The organism is Anaerotruncus sp. AF02-27 (assembly GCF_003465835.1).
GTDB classification, from domain to species: domain Bacteria; phylum Bacillota; class Clostridia; order Oscillospirales; family Ruminococcaceae; genus Anaerotruncus; species Anaerotruncus rubiinfantis.
In genome coordinates this window covers 29,878-47,301 of sequence record NZ_QSBX01000011.1, presented here as the reverse complement: position 1 = coordinate 47,301, position 17,424 = coordinate 29,878, and the positions used below count along the sequence as shown (strand labels likewise).

Genomic DNA, 17,424 nt, shown 5'->3' with positions numbered 1-17,424 from the left:
ATGGACCTCATTGCTTCGGCCCGGGCAACCGGCCTTTACGACCCGTATCCAGGCACCCATATCCATCATGAGCTCTCCGCGCTGCAAGCCGGGCTCGACCTGCTCTCAGACGGGATTGCCAGCCTTACACAGATATATTCCGCGCAGGCGATGCCGGTGGAGCGGCTGCATGATTATGCCCGGCTTTTTGGCCTTGCGGTTCCGGACGGAACAGGAGAAACACAGCTGCGCGCCGCTGTCAGCCTGCTGATGAGGCTGCCCGCGCCGCGCGCGCCCGATGAAATCGAACGTTTTTTTGAAGCGCTTGGCGCAAAGATTCTCCTGATCGAGCAGCCAATGCGCGGCCGCGTGCTGGCGGAAGGTTCGCTTGGAGGCTTTCTGCCGGACGCCCAGACCTTCCTTCCGGTGTTCGCGAGCCTCCTGCCCGCGCAGACAGAGGCTGTGCTCAGTCTTGGCGAACTCGATTGGGACAGCATCGCCCAATCCGAAACGGACTGGGCGATGCTTGACCAGGCTGACTTCACCTGGGACTGGTTTGATCTTTATGGACACCGCCTTTTTTGACAGTTTAGATAGAAAAGCAGCGTGGCGGCGGAGACCTGCCGCCGACTGGAAAGGAGTTTTGCATGCCCAGCACCAACAGTACAGAACATCTCGCGCTGAATCAGTGGCTCGGAACGGACAAGCCTAAAATGGCGGATTTCAATGCGGACAACCTGAAGCTTGACGCGGCCATGGGCAATCATTTGGCGGACGCGGTGTCCCACCTGACGGAGAACGAACGCAACGTCTGGAACCATGCGGTGCCGCTCATCGGGACCTACACCGGGGACGGAAGCTCCAGCCGGTTGATTGAACTGGGATTTCAGCCCGCATTCGGCATCATTTTTGCAGTCAGCCAGAATATCGTCCAGACGATCGGAAGCAGCGGAAATATGGCGGTCTATTCCGCGTTTGTTTCAACGCAGGGGGCCTCCCAGGGGGTTTTTATGGAGGAGACTGGTATCACCGTTCTTTCGAGTGAACAAGCGGTTTATAACCGGGTCGCGCATCTCAATGATGACGGAACAGTCTATGTCTACCTGATGTTCCGCTGAGCCCGCAAGACGGGGCTTGCCGGCTTTTCAAAGCCGGGCCGATCCGCCTTGGCCGCCCCGCTGCTTTTTTTGCGTTTTTTTCGCAAAAAATTGCAGCGGGGTATTGCTTTTTGGAAAAAAAGATGCTATCATAACTTGTACTGTCTAGTAAGGTCAAGGAGGTGTAACCTATGCCGAACATTAAGTCTGCGAAGAAGAGAGTGCTTGTTGCCAAGAAGAAGGCGCTTCAGAATAAAGTCGTGAAGTCCAACCTGAAGACCGTCCTGAAAAAGGCCGACGCCGCCGTAGCCGCTAAAGCAGCTGACAGCGCCGATGCGATCAAGGTCGCCATCAAAAAGGTGGATCAGGCCGCGGCCAAAAACATCATGCACAAGAATACAGCCGCGCACAAAAAGTCCGCGCTGATGAAGAAGCTCGCTGCCGCTTCCAAGTAAGCGTCGGCTGGGCGAACCTTCCCCTCTTTGGAATGTAACACTGTCACTTCGGTGACGGTGTTATTTTGTTATCGAAAAATCCTGCTTTTGGCGGCGGCTCTTCCTTGACGGCTTGGCTCTTTTCCTGTATGATAGGGGATAGCTACCAGTTGCGGTCAAAATGGCCGGCTGCTGTGTGCAGCCTGATCCAATTGCAAAGGAGGTATCCTGAATGGAGCATGAGAAATCCGCGTCTCTGTTTTCGCTGATTGTACCATTCGCCGTTGCGATCCTGGTGCTCTGCGTCACCGCGGGCTACTATATCTATCATTATGCCAGTGAAAAGGCCTATCGTGAGAAATGGAAGGATTATAATGACTGTGGACTCGCCTAAACAGAAAAAACGTGATTACGGCGCGTTGTGCGATACAATCAAAGCCAAGCCGTTTGGCCCCCTCTTTCGCGCGGCCGCCTGTGTGGTGCTCTCTGTATTCTTTTTTTATTCTTGGTATGCAAATGGGGTGTTCTCTTCGGATATCGGCGCGCTGCGTATCTATCTGCCGCTGGTCATCCCGGTGATTGCGCTGGTCTATTCGGTTCCGCTGGCGCTGAGCGTGAAAAACCGGCTGGATGTCTATGAGCGCGGCATGGTCTATCATACCGCATGGTTTGAAATGGACGCGGCGTGGGATACGGTCACCAACATTTCGCTGAACCTTGACCGGGGAAATGGCAGGATGGGTTTTTCCCGCAATGCACGGGTTGTGCCTGTACTGATGCTCAATATCACCTTTCGGGAGGAAAATCCGTGGGTTTTCCGTTCCAATACCTATGCGGATCTCATAACCAAAGGGAAAGCTTTGGCCGACCGGTTCCAGAAGGACCATCCGGCCGAGGAGTGTGCGCCGCAGGAAGGTCCTGCCGCACAGCTGGAAAGATCGAATGAAATAAAAGAGGCGGACGTCAACTGACGTCCGTCTCTTTTACTTTTCCGCCGGCCCTTTTCATAGGGACAGGATTTTTTGTTTTACAGCAGCTGATAGTTTTTCAAAACCTCGCGGTGGGTGAGCCAGGCCAGGCATTTTTCCAGCATCACACCGTAACGGGTGTCGGTGCCGTAGCTGAAGGTCGCCTTGATCGCCAGTTCAACAAATGCGGATGCACGCGCCATTGCCATCGGGAAGCTGTCGCCGGTGATCATCGAGCCGGTGAGCACCGATGCGAAAATATCACCCGTCCCCGGATAGGAGGTCGGAACATAGTCGTACGGTACGCACCAGTAGGCGTTCTGGTCGCGGTCGTAGCCGGTATTGGCGCATCCTCCCGAAGCAAGCTCCGCGCCGGTGACCACCACATAGCGGGGTCCTTGTTCCGCCAGCCGCGCAAGCATGCTTTTGAGCCGCTGCCGGGTGAGCGGTTCGTGACTGTACGGCTCATTCAAAAGGATGTATGCTTCGGTGAGATTCGGAGTGATAACCGAAGCGGACTTTACCAGTTCCCGCATGTGATCGACCAGTGCGGGCGTGCAGGTGCGGTAGGTTTTCCCATGGTCGCCCATGACCGGGTCCACAACCGCGAGCGCTTCGGGATAGGCGGCGATGAAAGCCTGCATATCATCCGCCTGCGAAGCATTTGAAAGAAACCCGGAATAGATCCCCTCAAATTCCAGGCCAAGCCGCTTATAATGCTCGACACAGGGCCGGATGTAATCGGTCAGATCGCGGTATTCCACGTCGCCGAGCCCCCCGGTGTGGGTGGAAAGGACGGCGGTGGGGATGGGACAGACCTGTATGCCCATTGCGGACAAGGTTGGGATCACGACCGCGAGCGAGCTTCTGCCGAAGCCCGCGAGGCCGTGGATTGCTGCGACTCTGGCTGGCCGGTTCATCATAGGGCAACACGCTCCATTTTTCCACATTTTCAACGTCGGACTGTTGAAAATGGATAGTTTTCAAATTTTAATTTGTTATTATCTGTTGAAAATCATACTGTGCAATCCAATCGATTTTCCAAAATCCCGCTCGATTGTTTCGATCTTTTTTGGGGAAAGCTATTACCGCGAGAGATCGCGTAACGAAATGGGAGGTGGAATGCAAAATGATGAACAAAACGACAACCACAGCGGTTACCGGTGTGGCAGTTGCGATGGCGGCGGGAACAGCGGCTTATATGCTGGCCAACCACGGCAAGGCGAACACCGGAAAAAAACTCAAGCGCAACGCATCCAAGGCGATCAAAACGCTTGGAACCGTACTTGACAGCGTCGAGTATATGATGCACTGAACGCACCCGGAAAAAGGACTGCCCGCCTTGCGGACGGTTCTTTTTTTGTGCTCTTCGCGCGCCTGGGATTGCCTGCGGCGGCCCCCTTTCTTGCCCGTGTAAGAAAGGGGGAAAGAACACGCGCGGGGACACCCCGCGGCCCCGTGGACGCAATTTCGTTGCCTACGGCAAAGATCGCGCCCAATCTGCTTAGACAAGACGAAGTGTGCCGCGCGCGCTTCGCAATGACGCGCGGGACAAATTTTCGCAGCCTTGCGAAAATGCGCTGCGCGCAGAGCGGACAAATTGATTCATGATGCGGCCCTGCGGGCCGCATACGCGTTGCCATCAGTCTTGAGAGGACCATGCGTTGGGAGCGCTTGTGATCCAGGTCTCGAAATCTAAGGCGGCCTTCGGAGGCGGCTCCCCGTGGCGCGCGATTAGCCGATCTGGATCTTGCCTTCGGGGAGGACTTCGCGACGGTTGTTTTTGGGCCGCATCGCAAGGGAAAGGAAGAAGGAAACCGGCCCAAGCCTGCCGATATACATCGAAAACAGCAGGAGCAGCTTTGGCAGCGTGCCCGCGACGCCGGATACGCCGGCCGAAAGTCCCACGGTCGCAAAGGCCGAAACGCTTTCAAACAGTGCGTCGACGCCGGAAATCGCGTGGGTGTCCTGCATGGTTGAGACGATGCAGCCGGAAGTGACCGTAACAGCCAGAATGCCGAGAATCATAACGGCCATCGATTTATAGACGGCCTGCCGCCCGACCCGGCGTCCAAAGATAACCGTATCCTCATCGCCGCGGATCACACAGTAGACGGTCATGAAAATAACCGCCACCGTGGTGCACTTGATGCCGCCGCCGGTCGAGCCGGGCGCGGCGCCGAAGAACATCAGCACCGAGGATAGGATTTTTGTGATATCGTACATCCCGTCGATTGGCACGCTGTTAAAGCCCGCCGTACGGCAGGAAACCGAATGGAACCAGGATGCCCCCAGTTTCTGCCAGAAGCTGGGCAGCGCGCCGATGGTCGCGGGGTTGTTCCACTCGCAGAGAATGGTCATCAGCGTGCCGAGCACAAGCAAAATCCCGGTGACCGCAACAACGATCCGGGTGTGCAGGGTGAGCTTTTTTGTTCTGCGGTATTGAAGCAGGTCATGGATGACGATGAAGCCGATCCCGCCGAAGATGATGAGCATCCCGATGGTTCCAATGACCACGGGATTCCCATTGTAGTTGCAGAGGCTGATGAACGGCTCCTGCCGGCCAAGGATATCGAATCCGGCGTTGCAGAAGGCGGAGACGGAAAGGAAAATCGCGATGAAAATACCGCGCGGGCCATATTCAGCGGTAAAAGTCGGCATGAGCAGCAGCGCTCCCGCCGTTTCCACGACCAGCGCGGTGAGGATGACAATCCGGATAAGCCCCTTGATGTCGTCCCCAAACGAAGCCACCGATTCTTCGGCCAGATGCATCCCGCGCAGGCCCAGTTTTTTGCCGATAAGCAGGTTGAAAAAGGTGGTGAAGGTCACGAGGCCGAGCCCGCCGATCTGGATCAGCATAAGGATTACGCACTGGCCGAACGGCGACCAGTGGGTATAGGTGTCGTAGATGATAAGTCCGGTCACACAGGTGGCGGAAGTCGCGGTAAAAAGGCAGTCCAGGAATGGCGTAACGATCCCTTCTCGGCTGGAAAGCGGGAGCATCAAAAGCAATGTCCCGACCAGGATGACCGCGGCGAAGCTGGCCGCAATGATCCGCGCGGGGAATGCGAACAGCTTTTTCAGTTTTGGAGCACGACGGTCCAATGCAATCGCCTGTCTTTCATTGATGCGGTTTTACAAGATGGTCAGATGGTGTTTTTAACGCTTAAAAAGCGCTTTGCCTCCCGGATGAGGTTTTTGTCGTTTTTGAAGGTCACCATGTCGTCGGCGTCTTCCAGCGGGCACCATCGGTATTCGCTGATCTCCTCCTCCTGACGGGTGACCGTGTCGTCGGCGCCGGGATGCCCCAGAAAGTACACCACCTGCTTTTTTACATGGGGTTTGGGAAAATATTCGACACTCTGCCGGAACCCATCCAGCAGATCGACGTCCAGCCCGGTTTCTTCTTTGATTTCACGCAGGGCGGTCTGCAGCTCGTTTTCGCCCGCCTCGACATGGCCTTTTGGAAACGACCAGTGCCCGCCGCAGCGATGTTTGATGAGCAGCAGTTCGATTTTATCCTGTTTTTTGCGGTAGACAAGCGCTCCGCAGGATTTTTCACGGATCATAAAAATGCAACAGTCCTCTCTTTTCATGGCGCCGAATGCGCGCCATGCAGCTTTTGGGGCAGCGCCGGGCGTTCGGTTTTTTGCGTTGGCGCTGTTCCGGGCCTTCAGCCGGCACCGGAATATACAGTTATTAATATAACACGATCCGGGCTGATTTAAAAGTATAAATTTTCGATTCCCAAAAGCCGCAAAGAGAAAAGGGATACGCGCCGGCCCTTCCGGTGCGTATCCCTTGCTGTGGCAGATGCGGTCATTCGGTTTTATTTGCCGTTTCGGGCGGCTGACCGTCGGTCTCAAGGAAAATTTCTTCGGCGGCGGCCTGCGCATCCTGAAACCGCCGTTCGAGCAGGTAGAGAATTTCGTATAGTTTCCGGATTTCACCCAGCGCGTCGGTGTAAGTATGAAACAATTGCAGGTACATTTTTTTGTAATCTGCCATAATCTGACTCCTTTCTATATGGAAAACAATATATATTACTTGTGATATCCTATATAGGATATCACAAGTAATATAATAAATCAACTCTAATCGGTAAGATTATTAGGGGAGTTGATCTGATTGAAATTCATCTATCGGGACAATTACATCAAAATGGGCCTGAAAATTTCCTATTACCGAAAGCTTACCGGTATGACTCAGCAGCAACTGGCCGCGAAACTCGACAAGGACACATCGTTTATCAGCCAGATTGAAGCGCCGAATGTCGCGCGGGCCATCACGATGGACTCGCTGTTTGACATCGCCACCGCGCTAGGCGTTCCAGCTCATAAACTTATCGACTTCGATGACGATTGACAAAATCGTCCAGCCGAATTATACTATTATGGTGTCAGCGTGGGTTGACACCATTTTTTGCGCCCGTAGCTCAGTCGGATAGAGCGACCGCCTCCTAAGGTTGCGTTACAACGGCCACCTCAAAAAAAACTAAATAAGGGATTGCAGTTCGACTTTGATCGGGCTATAATCATATATCAGACACGTCCATATAGCTCAGCTGGATAGAGCACACGCCTCCTAAGGTTGTGCTCTACCAGCTGCCTTACGGGGAAAAGTGATCGTTGCCAGTCTCAATTTAATATAAGTCTCTGTAGCTCAGCAGGATAGAGCGTTCGCCTCCTAAGCGAAAGGCCGTGGGTTCGAATCCCGCCAGGGACGCCAGCAAACACGCCGAAAACCTTTGATTTATCAGGGTTTTCGGCTTTTCTTATTTCTGCGGCTTTTGTGGCTTTTTTGCAAAAAACCTTGGTTTGCTAACATTTGCTAACGAGATTTGGCCTTTTGCTAAGAAAGGCGGTAAGTCAGAGGTTCGATTTTTACCAAAGGAACTTGCAAACATTTGTTAGCAGAAATTAGAGGAAGTTGCAAACAAAATCGCGAATTTGCTAACATCGCTCAAAAATGCTTTCAGAACCTTGCTAACAAAAAAAGTGTTTGGTCACTGTGCAAAGTGGTTCAAACGAAGAAAACCTCTCACAAAGTGAGAGGCGTTCTTCTGAGGGAGGGACTTTATAAAGCTTTTGCCAGCTGCTTGAGCAGTGCGGCAGTTTCGGGATTTTTAAGCAGTTCCAGTATCTTCGCTGCATCACTTTCATCACTTTCAGTGACGGCAGTATCCGCAGTTTTAGGCTCTGTATCTTCAACAGGGTCAGGAGTCTTGGATGAGTAAAATGCTTCCTCCAATCGCTGAGCGTTTATGCAGCGATCCTCGTCGATGATGTGAGAGTAGACATCTGCAACCATTTTTACCTGAGCATGACCAGAGTCGCCCTGGACGGATTTCATATCGCCACCATTGAGTTTCAGCTTGTAGGTGATACTGGAGTGACGGAGAGAATGGAATACAACATGAGGCAGTCCGTTTTCTTTGATAAGTTTATTGAAAGCACGGTTAATCACCTGGCTTTCCATCGGACGGCCATTGCTGGAGCAAAAGACCAGGTTATTGTCGATGTATTCATCTCCAAACAGATCCATCAGCTCATCAATTTCTTTTTTTCTCTCTACCAGCATATAGGCAACTGTTTTCGGCAGGTACACGCGGCGAATACTGGTTTTGGTTTTAGGCTCTTTCAGGACCAGAGCAGTATGGGTACTGGCTATGCAAGGTGGAAACTTCTTAATAACACCTTTGTCGCTCAAATCGTCCAATGCACCTCGTGTAACCCGTTGCAGCTCTTTGTTGACGAATATATAAGCTGAACCATTTTCTATGCTCTGTGGTGCAATATCAATGCAGTCCCAGGTAAGGCCCAGCATTTCACCAATGCGTAAAGAGCAGGAGAACGCCAGATTTAAGGCAAGGGAGAGGATAGGATCATCACAGACTTCCATAGCCTTGCTCAGCGTTTCGGCAGTCCATATATCCCGTTCTTTATGTTCTTCTTTGGGAAGTGTCGCATTCAGGACAGGGTTACGGCTGATTAGTTCCCAACGCACCGCCTGATTAAAGGCACTGCGAAGTAGCTTGTGAATTTCTCTTACTGTATGCGGGGTCAGATATTCGCTTGTGGGTTTGCGGTTGTTGACGCTTACCGTTTTCACAGAGAGCAGATCACGGTAATACTTATCCATCATCCTTGGAGTGATGTCGGATAGTAACATATCTCCGATAATAGGAGTTATGTAGTTTCTCGCCAGACCACGGCGGCTTTCATATGTTGACATTGCCCAGGTATTTACACCATAGATGGACATATATTCATCGAGCAGATCGTTCAGGGTCTTTGCCGTAGGAATAAAGAAGGTTCCAGAGTCCTGCTCATACTCAATTTGCTTTTTTCGTTTTTTTGCTTCTGCATTTGTGCTGAAGGTTTCCCAACGCTGTCTGCGTTTTCCGTTTTCATCTGTGTAATCATACACCACAGAATATTTGCTTTTACGCTTCACGATAGATGCCATTTTCATTGCTCCTTTCTGAGATTTTCACATAATGAGTTTGCTTTTGATACCAGGCTTCAAAACTGCTGGTAATGATACGAATTCTTCGATCAATCAAGGTCGTCTCAAAATAGCCCCTTTTAACAAGGTCATAAGCTGTGCCAGATTTCAGCCCCAAAAGATCCGCCATTTCCGGAACTGACATCGTAGTATGCCTCCATTTCTCTCCGGGCGGTGTACCATCCACTTTTTTATAGTGGAACTGGCCGGCATACCAATCTTCAAAGCTATCCAGCATAACTCTCATTCGTCCGGCCACTTGAATTGTTTTGAAATAGTTCTTTTTAACCAACCAGTAGGATTCTACTTTACCAAGCCCAAGCATTTTGCCCATCTCTGGTACAGACATACTGGTCTTTACTCTTTGTTTTCGCATGGCTTTTGCCTCCTCTATAAAGTTTTTCTTGCTATGGCCTCATTGTAAGAGAAAGCAGAAAAAAAGTTAAGGATGTCGATTTGGAGATCGGCATCCTTGACAAATCATTCATCTGCGTGATCCAGCCAGTCATCAAAGCTCTTTTTGGAAATGCGGATATGACCGCCGACTCTGACGCTGTGGAATACACCCTGTTTTACCAGATTATATGCTGTGGGACGACTGATACCCAGAATGTCCTGAATCTCATCGACCGTATAGGTTCTTTTGTCATAGCTGACAGGATTTTGTTCATTAAAGCGGTTCAATTCCGCAATTCTTGCTTCAAACATAAAAACGCCTCCTTTATCCGGTAAGTGGCCTTACGGAGCCTCCATTTCCTCCGGAATATGAATATCTAAACTAACTTGCAGAGCATCATCAATCGCTCTCATTTCTTCGCGAGATACGCGCCCAATGTACGATAAAACACGCCTTTTATCAATCGTTTTAATTTGCTCCAGCAGAACAACAGATTTCAGTCCAAGCTCTGGAACGCTCTCCAGTGCATAGTGTGTGGGCAGCTCCTTTTTCTTAATCCATTTACTGGTGAGTGGAGCTACGATCAAAGTGGGGCAGAAAAAATTCCCCACATTGTTTTGAAGAACCAGGACAGGACGGGTGCCGCCTTGCTCTGATCCAAAATAAGGGTTCAAATTGGCATAATATAAATCCCCACGCTTATAAATCCAATCTTCTTTCATGTTCATCCTCCTATGTTTTGAGATTTGATTATGTAAGAAGGAGGCTCTGCAAATTACAGAGTCTCCTTCAATTTAGCGCCTGTTTTATCCCTTACTTGTCCACGACACCCCAGGGATTTGGGTAATCATTAAGCCGCAGGTGGCTGGCCTGCTTCTCAGGAGTTTCACCTCCACTTCGTTTGGTCTTACCCATGGCCTGCGACGGTTATTATCACGCTCGGACTATGGCTGTAAGAGAGCTTTCCTCCTTGTTATGCCATGACCGGATGCCATCCGATGTATTCCAGCCTGATATATTTCTGATAAACCGAAAACTCATCTATACAGCAAAAATGGGTTGGCCTGTTATGCGAGTGGCAGCTCTCAGAAAATATACCGCTGATGTAGCGGCTATTACGCCCAAAGAGGATCAAACTTAATGATTCGTATATGAGGTTGTCAAGGTGCAAGTGAAAGGATTTCCCTCTCACTTGCTACTGCCACTTTTTTAGAAAATCGCAACCAACTTTTTTATTTTTTCTTCAATTTTTTTCAATCGCTTATCTGCGGCTTGCCGAGTAATACCATATCGTTGGGCTAAACAAGTTGCATTTGGTATTTTCATTTCATAATAGGACAATATAAAATCTCGTTCTGCTGGACTCAGTTTCAATAGAGCTTGGTGTAAATCCTCAAGAAGTAAATTCTGAATAGCTTGTTCCGCAGTATCAACAGATTCATCCACAAACAAATCTGTATCCTGATAACCTTCCTCTGTGCCGTCACGATCTCCCACATGAGAAGCCGGGAATATAGAGCGACTTTTCTCATGTTCCTGGAGATAGCGGCTGTGGCGGTCCTCCTGTTGGTATTTTTCAAAATCTTTGCGAGAACATTCCATGATAATGCGGTCATCTTCATCACGGAACATTTTGACTGTTTCAACAAAAAAGCGCCCAGTAAAGCAACCATTGCGGCGTGCCTTACTGAACGCTGAAAAACTGATTTCCTCCCATTCCTGTGGGCTGTTATTTTTCCAAATGAATACTCTCGTCATATCCTTTCCTCCGTTCAAATTCTTGGTAGTCAGCGAATTTGAACGGTGTCATGGATATTTTGCTATGTACGCCTCCCAGCGCATACCGGCCTCCTAATACCGGGCAAAGAAAAAGGCCGGAAGTGTTTTCACCTCCAGCCATGTTCCTGCCGCCATATTGCAGCAGGAATGAAAAAAGCCCGGTTAATGCCGGGCCTTATGTAGAAAAGTATTCAATTTAGCGCATTCCTGCCACTATAACAAGTATAGCAGGTCGGAAGTCGGAAGGGAGTAGGGATTAGGTCGGGGATTTGTCGGGATTTAGTCGGGATTTAGTCGGGGCAGCTCCTCCAGGACTTCTGGAATAGAATATCCAAACAAGCAAACAGAAAATAAATAGATGGCTTCTCGTTTTCGGTCATAAAAGACACTGCGCTCTATATTTAGTTCTTCCAGCAATTCTTTCTCTGTACTGTTGAACCGATAGATAAATTGCTTAGTCAAAATTTCATAGTAAAGTTCTCCTCGATCCGGATACCGTTTCAGACGAAGGAGTGCACGGTCAATAATATTGACTAGCATTTGATTTTGAACAAGGCAGCAAACTTTTTCTTCAAAGGCTTGCAGTTCAATATCTGGTGCAAAATTTTCAAGATAGCAGAGGCCAGACTCTATATCTTGTTCTCCCATAATCCAAGCAGTTTCTTGTAATTCTTCTGCCCGTTCACTCAGAACCCAGACTACATCACGGTAAATCTTTAGAATCAGCTTACTTCTATGAAACGCAGCGTCGCTGTTAAGCCCCAAAGCTGTTAGCCTGCTGTTACATTTTTGGATTGTTGTGCTTTCTTTTCTCATAGAACATCCCTCCTTGTTCGCAATATTGCGAACATATTAGGTACAAAATAGCATAGCAGAGGAGCGTGAGAGAGGGCAGTGCCTCTCTCTATTCCCCCATTTGGTTATATCAGGTTTCTGGATTTTAGACGAATCTGCATTGCTTGCTTGGAAACCTCAAAAATATTTGCCATTTCAGCAATGAGCTGTTCATCTGTCCGGCCTATTTTAAGCCGGTAAAAACATTTTTTGATCTGCGGTAAAGGCATCAGCAGAGCAGAAGCCAGAGTATCCGCCTGACGCTCAATTATGCCATGACTTTCGTCGGAAGAAACATTTCCGTTATAAGCAGCAACATCTCCAGTACCAGAGTACAACTTCTTATGTAGTACCCAATGAGCCAGCTCATGGGCACAGGTAAAACGGAGCCGCCCTAATTTTGACGGATCACAAAGCCGTTCATCAATTAAGATTGTACCGGCTCTTACTGCAATCATTCGATACTGTCTCTGTATCTGGTCATATAAGACAACAGCACCGTCATCGAAAATTGTTTCCCCTAATATCTTGGGGTTTTTTCTTAGTGTATGAAACTCCAGGATTAGATCAAACTTTGTCTCGATAATGGTTTCGATTGGCACAGGACATGGTTGCCCGGATAGCAGAGAGGGATCATATTCCATCAGGATTTTTCGCCCTACTGCCTCGATTGCTTCTGTACGGATTTGTGGAATTGACAAAGCTCTCCCCCCTATCGTTTACGCTCCTTTAGCATTTTCATAAATGTCTGCCATTCTTCATCGGTAGCATCTACTTCTTTTGCCACACGCAAGGCTGCCCGAACAATATCTTTTTCCATGATATAGTCTGGCAAATCAGCAGATACTGTATTGCGTGATTTTGCAGCCAGATCCAAAAGCAACTCATGTTCTGATTTATCCAAATTCAGAAAGGCAGAGATGCGTTCCACAAAATCTCCATTGGGTGCAGGACGGCGGCTTTGCTCAATATCACACAGATAACCGTAAGCAATATTCAAATGCTTGGCTGTATCGCGTAAATTGAATTTGTGCGCCTTGCGTTTCTCGGCTATAAATGATCCAAAAGTTATATTGCCCACAGCATTCACCTCTCATTTGTTCGACGAACTGCGAACATCTTGCTTATATTGTATATCGAACATCTGTTCACTTCAAGGATAAAAATTTCATTTGAAAAGAGGTGTTAAAAATCAATAACACCTCTTTTGCGCTATATAAATTCCTGAGCGATTTGCTGCATTTCCGTAATGCACTCTTTGGGAGAGAGAATTTTTATTTTCCCTTTGAATTTGAATATCCAGCCATAAAAAGTTCCACTGGGGTTCACTTCAATTTTGGCTGTGAAGTGTGTATCATCATACCTATCAACAGCAGCATCTTCTCCATAATGATCTATGATTACTCTCATCAATTCGTTTTCACATAGAAGGGTTACTTCCTTCGATGACTCCGATGTAAACATATCAACCATTTTATTTGTATAGGAGGCTACATCAAATCCCTCTATCGGCATAAAGTAAGTTTCCAGATTTTCTACACTTGTTAGCCGATCTACACGGAAGTGAGCAATTTTCTGATGCTTCAGAGAAAATCCAATCAAATAGTAATGGTCATTTTTCCATTCAAGCGCATAGGGATTTACGACATAATAATATCCATCGTGCTTTAAGATTTTCTTTTTTTCCTGAGTATATTCATAGTATTGGAACCGAATTTGCTGATGGTTTCCAATCGCTGTTTGGATATTATCAATGATATAGTAAACCTTTTCATTATGCGGTTTGACACGGCTGGATAAAGCAGCAAATTTTTGAAGCTGTTCTGCCTGATGTGTGCTGGTCAGACGGCATAATTTCTGTACCAGTTCCTCGGATTTCTTGGCAGAAATGATCTTCGAGGATGCTACTGCGTCTGTCAGCATTTTCAGTTCAGGATACTCAAACGGTCGGCTTCCCATAAAATATTGGTTTTGGGTACTCTTGACCACCACAATATCAATCCCTGCATCGATCAGCGCATTGGTATCTGCGTAAACAGTCTGCCGCACTGCCTGAATTCCTTTTCCATTCAGATGGGCAATGATGTCAGATACTGTGGCGGGATGGTTTTCATCGGTCCTCTCATAGAGAAACCGGAGTAATTCCAGTATCCGCATATTTGTTGAATTCTGCATACTTCACCTCCTCGATTCTTAAAATGGCCTATTTTGTATGGTGTCCAGCCCCAAAGACCAGAAGCAGGGCGACAGCACAGAGAAGCAGGCCGATCCAATTTCGATCTATAATCAGCTTGATCACCGCCACAAGCAGAAGTCCGCCTGCCAGGAGCACAACGCCATTCATTCAGCGTCCTCCCGAAGCATAGTTTCCCATGTTGATGTCCAGCACCCCTCTGGGCGGCTGGATCAGGGAGTCCTCATACTGGCACTTCCACTGGACCTCCCGGCACATCTGGCTATCCGCCACGCCGTCTATGGTTTCCCCATCCTGAATGGGGTTATCATGCTCCAGAATATAGGACGCTGCATTATAGGCGTGGTTTACCACCCAGTTGGGGTCCATGCCGTGGAAGTGGTACTGGAGATCCGGCAAAAACAGGGTGCTCATGCCCACCGTGTCGATGAGCATATCCTCCGTGCCCTCGATGTTGAAGAAACGGACATTGACGCCAAAGCGGATGAACCGATCCGGCCCCTCAATCTGATGGGAGCGCACATCCTCTGCCAGAAACAGCTTGCCGCAGTTCTGGAAATAGAACGCCTCACAGGTGGGGTACAGCTCTGCCAGAGCCTCCAGAAAGTCGGCATCCAGGTTGGCACGCTCCAGCGCTGGAAGCGCCGCAGTCAGCATATCGGTGGCCACCACCTGATATTTGCACTCCCGGAAGATCCGGTCACGGTCCTCCTGGCAGTCCCACATCTGGCTCATCAGAAAGGCATCAAAGCCTTTGCCCTTGAACTTGTCGCATTTCATCACCATCAGCTGTACCGGGTACTTGCCGTCCTGAAATTCCGCGACATGATCCAGGGCGGCAAAGCCGGCCATTTTCTTATCATAACAGAAGCACTCTGTTGATCCGATGTGCTTCTCCATTATGGCAGTCATTTTTTCTTTATCCGGCATTTCTACCGGCTCTTTGAACAGCATCTGAATGAGATAGGGACCTCCGGGCTGGGGGCCTTTTTTGTCGTCCAGATTTTGCTGGAAAGCTTTATTGCTCATTTGGGTTCCTCCTTCTTTTCTGGGAACAGTTTCCACCGAAACTCCAGCTCTTTCTGGACAAACTCTTTCGGCAGGCCGCGGGGGTTGGCGATGAGATACCATACCCGAAAGGTGCGCTTCTTCGGATCTGTTTCCTGCCGGTAGAGCTGATAGCCCGCCTCATCCTCCTGTGTCCACTGTCCTGTCTGCCGCTTGGCCTGCACAAAGGGTTCCACCACCTGGTCCAGTTCCTCTCTGGTGCGGCTTGAGGCCCAGGCTTGATCCACATCATTGGCGTGGGAGAGGTGGAACAACATCGAACCCATCCAGTTCTTTGCCTTGTGTCCAGGCGTTCCGCGCAATTCCGCCTGACGGCGGTACTCCTCCATCTGCTCCGCCGTTCCGTACCGTTCCACCATCTGCTCCCGCACATAGATGAACCAGCTGTAGTCCTCCGCCTCGGTGAAGGGGGCGCAGACCGGCTGTAATGCCTCCACGGGGTCTGCCTCGAAGCGGTCGATGAAGTCGAGGTAGTTGGCTTTGACCAGGGGCAGAAAGGTGTCCAGCAGCCCGGTGTTCAGCCGCAGGTCCTCTGTCAGCATCCGAAAGAATGAACCGCCTGTTGTGGGTTCAATTCTGAAAGAGTAGAGGTAGTCATCTCCCTGCTTTATGATACAGCTGAAGCCCACCTCCACATTCCCATGGCCGATTTCGTAGTCTATGTAGTTGTAGCGGCTCCGGTCAAACCAGATCTGATAGGTCAGCCCGTTTTTCATTTTCTTTTTGAAGTCGCCCTTTTTCAGACGCTTCCAGCCCTTTTCCTCCAGGCCCAGGCCGTTCCACAGGTAGTCCAGAAGTTCCTGAATTATATCTGCCGGCCGTTTTTGTTCCACGGTCTCCACCCCCTGACGAATTCTCTTTAATAGTCAAGCAGGATAGGCACCTGCTGCTCCTCGGCAAATCGCATGGCCCGCCAGAACATGGAGAAGGCAAACTTGGCAAGGGATTGAGTGTCATACTGGGTGTGTTCCGGGATGTCTGCCTTGCTGTACTGTCCATCTGAGTCTACGGTTCCGTCTACCGGGTATCCCTCCGTGTCTGCCCAGCCAAGGATAGTGTCCTCATCGGCCTGCCACGCCAGCTGGTTCAGCTTTTCCAGCTCCTTCCGCAGTCCGCCCAAGGTGGCGATAGCGGCGGTGTCATCGGTAGGCAAGGACCCTTGGAACAGAAAGCTGTCAGAAAGAGGGAGCCACCAGGTAGCCCCACGAAACAGGGACCACACCCGCTCCTCATCTGATGCAAGGCGGGCGACCAGAGGATGCTCCCCGAAGATCCAGTCCTTCTCCACGGTGGAAGGCACCGGTTCCTCGTATGTACGACAGGCGGCCACCAGCAGCATAGCGCCGAAGGCATCCCAATCCGGCTTGTCGGTGTAATAAGGTTTCTCATTATTTTCAAGCCAGGGAGCGTAGGGGGGCTGGCCCGGCTGAGAAATGGCGCTCAAGATCTGACCCCGCCAGTTCTCCACCGCCGCCTGGACCTCAGCCGGGGACATTTCTTCCTCGTTATCAGCAGGTTCCCCGTCCGGGGTGATGCGGTTGAAAGAGTATCCGTTTTCCTCCGCCCACTGCTGCACAACAGTTTTCCAGTTGTGAGAATAGTACCGGGTCAGCGTCCCGGCGTAGATGTCAAGTCCCATAGTAATGTCTCCTTTTCAATCAAAATCCATCCAGACCAGGTGTTTTCCGCAGTGGAGGCACTGGAACAGATAGCATTGCAGATGCCCGCCATTGACAGATTCCCGGATCATTTCTTTTTGCTCATCGTCCCACATCGGGTCGTCCAGCACCTCCTCCAGCACACCCAGTGCCCGCAGTTCTCTGGCTCCCACATTACCCAAATAGGCGCAATAGTCACCACAATGGGCGCGCCAGTATTCCTGCTGCCAGCCGGAGTAGCCGGGGGTGCGGTGGATCAGCTCGTCCAGCTTCTCCGGATCGTCTACACCATCGTCCACAGAGAAATCATCTTGAAAACTACCGTCATATTTCCGGGCTGCTTCGCCGTTGGCGATGCACTCTGGGCACAGATATGCAATATCCTCCACTGAAAAGAACGGATTGGTATAGAAAATATGGGTCGTCTTGCCACAGCAGTCGCAGACAACGCCGTCTGCGGATTCCTCAAAAGCCCCAGTTTCCAGAGGGTTTGGGTGATACCGGAAGGC

General features: G+C 49.9%; 25 protein-coding genes and 1 tRNA gene. 8 read left to right on the top strand and 18 right to left on the bottom strand.

Annotated features, from left to right (window positions below):
• The 5 genes from DWV16_RS10250 (at nucleotide 1) to DWV16_RS10235 (ending at nucleotide 2,481) form a co-directional block, all read left to right on the top strand.
• Nucleotides 1-564, top strand: coding sequence for a hypothetical protein (locus DWV16_RS10250; RefSeq protein WP_118479065.1), 564 nt, complete (start codon nucleotides 1-3; stop codon nucleotides 562-564).
• A gap of 62 nt (nucleotides 565-626) precedes the next feature.
• A complete protein-coding gene (locus DWV16_RS10245; protein WP_066456911.1) occupies nucleotides 627-1,097 on the top strand; it encodes a hypothetical protein in 471 nt (156 codons plus the stop codon).
• 170 nt (nucleotides 1,098-1,267) lie between these two features.
• On the top strand, nucleotides 1,268-1,531 hold the full coding sequence (rpsT, locus tag DWV16_RS10240; protein WP_118479063.1) for a 30S ribosomal protein S20: 264 nt from the start codon (nucleotides 1,268-1,270) through the stop codon (nucleotides 1,529-1,531).
• 211 nt (nucleotides 1,532-1,742) lie between these two features.
• Nucleotides 1,743-1,904 (top strand): hypothetical protein, encoded by a 162-nt coding sequence (locus DWV16_RS19050; RefSeq protein WP_154018866.1) that lies wholly within the window; start codon nucleotides 1,743-1,745, stop codon nucleotides 1,902-1,904.
• The gene (locus tag DWV16_RS10235; protein ID WP_118479061.1) at nucleotides 1,885-2,481 is read left to right on the top strand and encodes a hypothetical protein; all 597 of its coding nucleotides are present in this window, start codon (nucleotides 1,885-1,887) and stop codon (nucleotides 2,479-2,481) included. Before DWV16_RS19050 ends, DWV16_RS10235 begins: the two co-directional genes overlap by 20 nt.
• Nucleotides 2,482-2,537: 56 nt before the next feature.
• Here the strand turns inward: DWV16_RS10235 and DWV16_RS10230 are convergent, their stop codons facing one another.
• Nucleotides 2,538-3,401 carry a pyridoxamine kinase gene (locus tag DWV16_RS10230; protein ID WP_066456917.1) on the bottom strand — a complete coding sequence of 288 codons (864 nt, stop codon included), beginning with the start codon at nucleotides 3,399-3,401 and terminating at the stop codon, nucleotides 2,538-2,540.
• Nucleotides 3,402-3,607: 206 nt separating this feature from the next.
• Between DWV16_RS10230 and DWV16_RS10225 the strand changes: the two genes are divergently transcribed.
• Nucleotides 3,608-3,793: a hypothetical protein gene (locus tag DWV16_RS10225; protein ID WP_066456919.1), complete on the top strand. Its 186-nt coding sequence runs from the start codon at nucleotides 3,608-3,610 to the stop codon at nucleotides 3,791-3,793.
• A 419-nt stretch (nucleotides 3,794-4,212) separates the two neighbouring features.
• Here the strand turns inward: DWV16_RS10225 and DWV16_RS10220 are convergent, their stop codons facing one another.
• The 3 genes from DWV16_RS10220 to DWV16_RS10210 form a co-directional block, all read right to left on the bottom strand.
• Nucleotides 4,213-5,583 carry a TrkH family potassium uptake protein gene (locus tag DWV16_RS10220; RefSeq protein ID WP_158572844.1) on the bottom strand — a complete coding sequence of 457 codons (1,371 nt, stop codon included), beginning with the start codon at nucleotides 5,581-5,583 and terminating at the stop codon, nucleotides 4,213-4,215.
• A gap of 41 nt (nucleotides 5,584-5,624) precedes the next feature.
• Entirely contained in the window at nucleotides 5,625-6,047 is a 423-nt protein-coding gene (locus DWV16_RS10215) for a bis(5'-nucleosyl)-tetraphosphatase (RefSeq protein WP_066456927.1), read from the bottom strand.
• 250 nt (nucleotides 6,048-6,297) lie between these two features.
• Nucleotides 6,298-6,486 carry a hypothetical protein gene (locus DWV16_RS10210; RefSeq protein ID WP_066456930.1) on the bottom strand — a complete coding sequence of 63 codons (189 nt, stop codon included), beginning with the start codon at nucleotides 6,484-6,486 and terminating at the stop codon, nucleotides 6,298-6,300.
• A gap of 120 nt (nucleotides 6,487-6,606) precedes the next feature.
• Here DWV16_RS10210 and DWV16_RS10205 point away from each other — a divergent pair, with 120 nt between their 5' ends.
• Together DWV16_RS10205 and DWV16_RS10200 are read left to right on the top strand one after the other, a co-directional pair.
• Entirely contained in the window at nucleotides 6,607-6,843 is a 237-nt protein-coding gene (locus DWV16_RS10205) for a helix-turn-helix domain-containing protein (RefSeq protein ID WP_242863620.1), read from the top strand.
• A 286-nt stretch (nucleotides 6,844-7,129) separates the two neighbouring features.
• Nucleotides 7,130-7,206: transfer RNA gene (locus tag DWV16_RS10200), tRNA-Arg, on the top strand.
• A 348-nt stretch (nucleotides 7,207-7,554) separates the two neighbouring features.
• Here DWV16_RS10200 and DWV16_RS10195 read toward each other — a convergent pair.
• The 14 genes from DWV16_RS10195 to DWV16_RS19605 all read right to left on the bottom strand — a co-directional run.
• On the bottom strand, nucleotides 7,555-8,946 hold the full coding sequence (locus DWV16_RS10195) for a tyrosine-type recombinase/integrase (protein ID WP_007862346.1): 1,392 nt from the start codon (nucleotides 8,944-8,946) through the stop codon (nucleotides 7,555-7,557).
• Entirely contained in the window at nucleotides 8,924-9,361 is a 438-nt protein-coding gene (locus DWV16_RS10190; RefSeq protein ID WP_007862347.1) for a helix-turn-helix domain-containing protein, read from the bottom strand. The genes DWV16_RS10195 and DWV16_RS10190 overlap by 23 nt, the downstream gene beginning before the upstream one ends.
• Before the next feature lie 104 nt (nucleotides 9,362-9,465).
• Nucleotides 9,466-9,693, bottom strand: coding sequence for a helix-turn-helix domain-containing protein (locus DWV16_RS10185; RefSeq protein ID WP_002569114.1), 228 nt, complete (start codon nucleotides 9,691-9,693; stop codon nucleotides 9,466-9,468).
• Nucleotides 9,694-9,723: 30 nt separating this feature from the next.
• The gene (locus DWV16_RS10180; RefSeq protein ID WP_002569115.1) at nucleotides 9,724-10,104 is read right to left on the bottom strand and encodes a type II toxin-antitoxin system PemK/MazF family toxin; all 381 of its coding nucleotides are present in this window, start codon (nucleotides 10,102-10,104) and stop codon (nucleotides 9,724-9,726) included.
• Nucleotides 10,105-10,591: 487 nt separating this feature from the next.
• The gene (locus DWV16_RS10170; RefSeq protein ID WP_006059623.1) at nucleotides 10,592-11,140 is read right to left on the bottom strand and encodes a sigma-70 family RNA polymerase sigma factor; all 549 of its coding nucleotides are present in this window, start codon (nucleotides 11,138-11,140) and stop codon (nucleotides 10,592-10,594) included.
• A 300-nt stretch (nucleotides 11,141-11,440) separates the two neighbouring features.
• On the bottom strand, nucleotides 11,441-11,977 hold the full coding sequence (locus DWV16_RS10165) for a hypothetical protein (protein ID WP_002592913.1): 537 nt from the start codon (nucleotides 11,975-11,977) through the stop codon (nucleotides 11,441-11,443).
• A gap of 104 nt (nucleotides 11,978-12,081) precedes the next feature.
• Nucleotides 12,082-12,696: an ImmA/IrrE family metallo-endopeptidase gene (locus DWV16_RS10160; RefSeq protein WP_002592912.1), complete on the bottom strand. Its 615-nt coding sequence runs from the start codon at nucleotides 12,694-12,696 to the stop codon at nucleotides 12,082-12,084.
• Between the two features lie 11 nt (nucleotides 12,697-12,707).
• Entirely contained in the window at nucleotides 12,708-13,076 is a 369-nt protein-coding gene (locus DWV16_RS10155) for a helix-turn-helix domain-containing protein (protein WP_002569119.1), read from the bottom strand.
• 131 nt (nucleotides 13,077-13,207) lie between these two features.
• Nucleotides 13,208-14,170 carry a YafY family protein gene (locus tag DWV16_RS10150; protein ID WP_007862353.1) on the bottom strand — a complete coding sequence of 321 codons (963 nt, stop codon included), beginning with the start codon at nucleotides 14,168-14,170 and terminating at the stop codon, nucleotides 13,208-13,210.
• Between the two features lie 28 nt (nucleotides 14,171-14,198).
• Nucleotides 14,199-14,339 (bottom strand): hypothetical protein, encoded by a 141-nt coding sequence (locus DWV16_RS19340; protein ID WP_007862354.1) that lies wholly within the window; start codon nucleotides 14,337-14,339, stop codon nucleotides 14,199-14,201.
• On the bottom strand, nucleotides 14,340-15,218 hold the full coding sequence (locus DWV16_RS10145; protein ID WP_007862355.1) for a DUF4261 domain-containing protein: 879 nt from the start codon (nucleotides 15,216-15,218) through the stop codon (nucleotides 14,340-14,342).
• Complete coding sequence (locus tag DWV16_RS10140) at nucleotides 15,215-16,090, bottom strand: hypothetical protein (protein WP_007862356.1); 876 nt, start codon at nucleotides 16,088-16,090, stop codon at nucleotides 15,215-15,217. Before DWV16_RS10140 ends, DWV16_RS10145 begins: the two co-directional genes overlap by 4 nt.
• A gap of 26 nt (nucleotides 16,091-16,116) precedes the next feature.
• Nucleotides 16,117-16,896: a hypothetical protein gene (locus tag DWV16_RS10135; protein ID WP_118479057.1), complete on the bottom strand. Its 780-nt coding sequence runs from the start codon at nucleotides 16,894-16,896 to the stop codon at nucleotides 16,117-16,119.
• A gap of 15 nt (nucleotides 16,897-16,911) precedes the next feature.
• The coding region (locus DWV16_RS19605; protein ID WP_243007309.1) for a CbrC family protein at nucleotides 16,912-17,424 on the bottom strand (513 nt) is incomplete at its 5' end.

Excerpts from the sequence above, each read along its gene's own strand:
- DWV16_RS10250 (WP_118479065.1), top strand. The coding sequence starts at position 1 with ATGGACCTCATTGCTTCGGCCCGGGCAACCGGCCTTTACGACCCGTAT.
- DWV16_RS10245 (WP_066456911.1), top strand. The coding sequence starts at position 627 with ATGCCCAGCACCAACAGTACAGAACATCTCGCGCTGAATCAGTGGCTC.
- rpsT (WP_118479063.1), top strand. The coding sequence starts at position 1,268 with ATGCCGAACATTAAGTCTGCGAAGAAGAGAGTGCTTGTTGCCAAGAAG.
- DWV16_RS19050 (WP_154018866.1), top strand. The coding sequence starts at position 1,743 with ATGGAGCATGAGAAATCCGCGTCTCTGTTTTCGCTGATTGTACCATTC.
- DWV16_RS10235 (WP_118479061.1), top strand. The coding sequence starts at position 1,885 with ATGACTGTGGACTCGCCTAAACAGAAAAAACGTGATTACGGCGCGTTG.
- DWV16_RS10230 (WP_066456917.1), bottom strand. The coding sequence starts at position 3,401 with ATGATGAACCGGCCAGCCAGAGTCGCAGCAATCCACGGCCTCGCGGGC.
- DWV16_RS10225 (WP_066456919.1), top strand. The coding sequence starts at position 3,608 with ATGATGAACAAAACGACAACCACAGCGGTTACCGGTGTGGCAGTTGCG.
- DWV16_RS10215 (WP_066456927.1), bottom strand. The coding sequence starts at position 6,047 with ATGATCCGTGAAAAATCCTGCGGAGCGCTTGTCTACCGCAAAAAACAG.
- DWV16_RS10210 (WP_066456930.1), bottom strand. The coding sequence starts at position 6,486 with ATGGCAGATTACAAAAAAATGTACCTGCAATTGTTTCATACTTACACC.
- DWV16_RS10195 (WP_007862346.1), bottom strand. The coding sequence starts at position 8,946 with ATGGCATCTATCGTGAAGCGTAAAAGCAAATATTCTGTGGTGTATGAT.
- DWV16_RS10190 (WP_007862347.1), bottom strand. The coding sequence starts at position 9,361 with ATGCGAAAACAAAGAGTAAAGACCAGTATGTCTGTACCAGAGATGGGC.
- DWV16_RS10185 (WP_002569114.1), bottom strand. The coding sequence starts at position 9,693 with ATGTTTGAAGCAAGAATTGCGGAATTGAACCGCTTTAATGAACAAAAT.
- DWV16_RS10180 (WP_002569115.1), bottom strand. The coding sequence starts at position 10,104 with ATGAAAGAAGATTGGATTTATAAGCGTGGGGATTTATATTATGCCAAT.
- DWV16_RS10170 (WP_006059623.1), bottom strand. The coding sequence starts at position 11,140 with ATGACGAGAGTATTCATTTGGAAAAATAACAGCCCACAGGAATGGGAG.
- DWV16_RS10165 (WP_002592913.1), bottom strand. The coding sequence starts at position 11,977 with ATGAGAAAAGAAAGCACAACAATCCAAAAATGTAACAGCAGGCTAACA.
- DWV16_RS10150 (WP_007862353.1), bottom strand. The coding sequence starts at position 14,170 with ATGCAGAATTCAACAAATATGCGGATACTGGAATTACTCCGGTTTCTC.
- DWV16_RS19340 (WP_007862354.1), bottom strand. The coding sequence starts at position 14,339 with ATGAATGGCGTTGTGCTCCTGGCAGGCGGACTTCTGCTTGTGGCGGTG.
- DWV16_RS10145 (WP_007862355.1), bottom strand. The coding sequence starts at position 15,218 with ATGAGCAATAAAGCTTTCCAGCAAAATCTGGACGACAAAAAAGGCCCC.
- DWV16_RS10135 (WP_118479057.1), bottom strand. The coding sequence starts at position 16,896 with ATGGGACTTGACATCTACGCCGGGACGCTGACCCGGTACTATTCTCAC.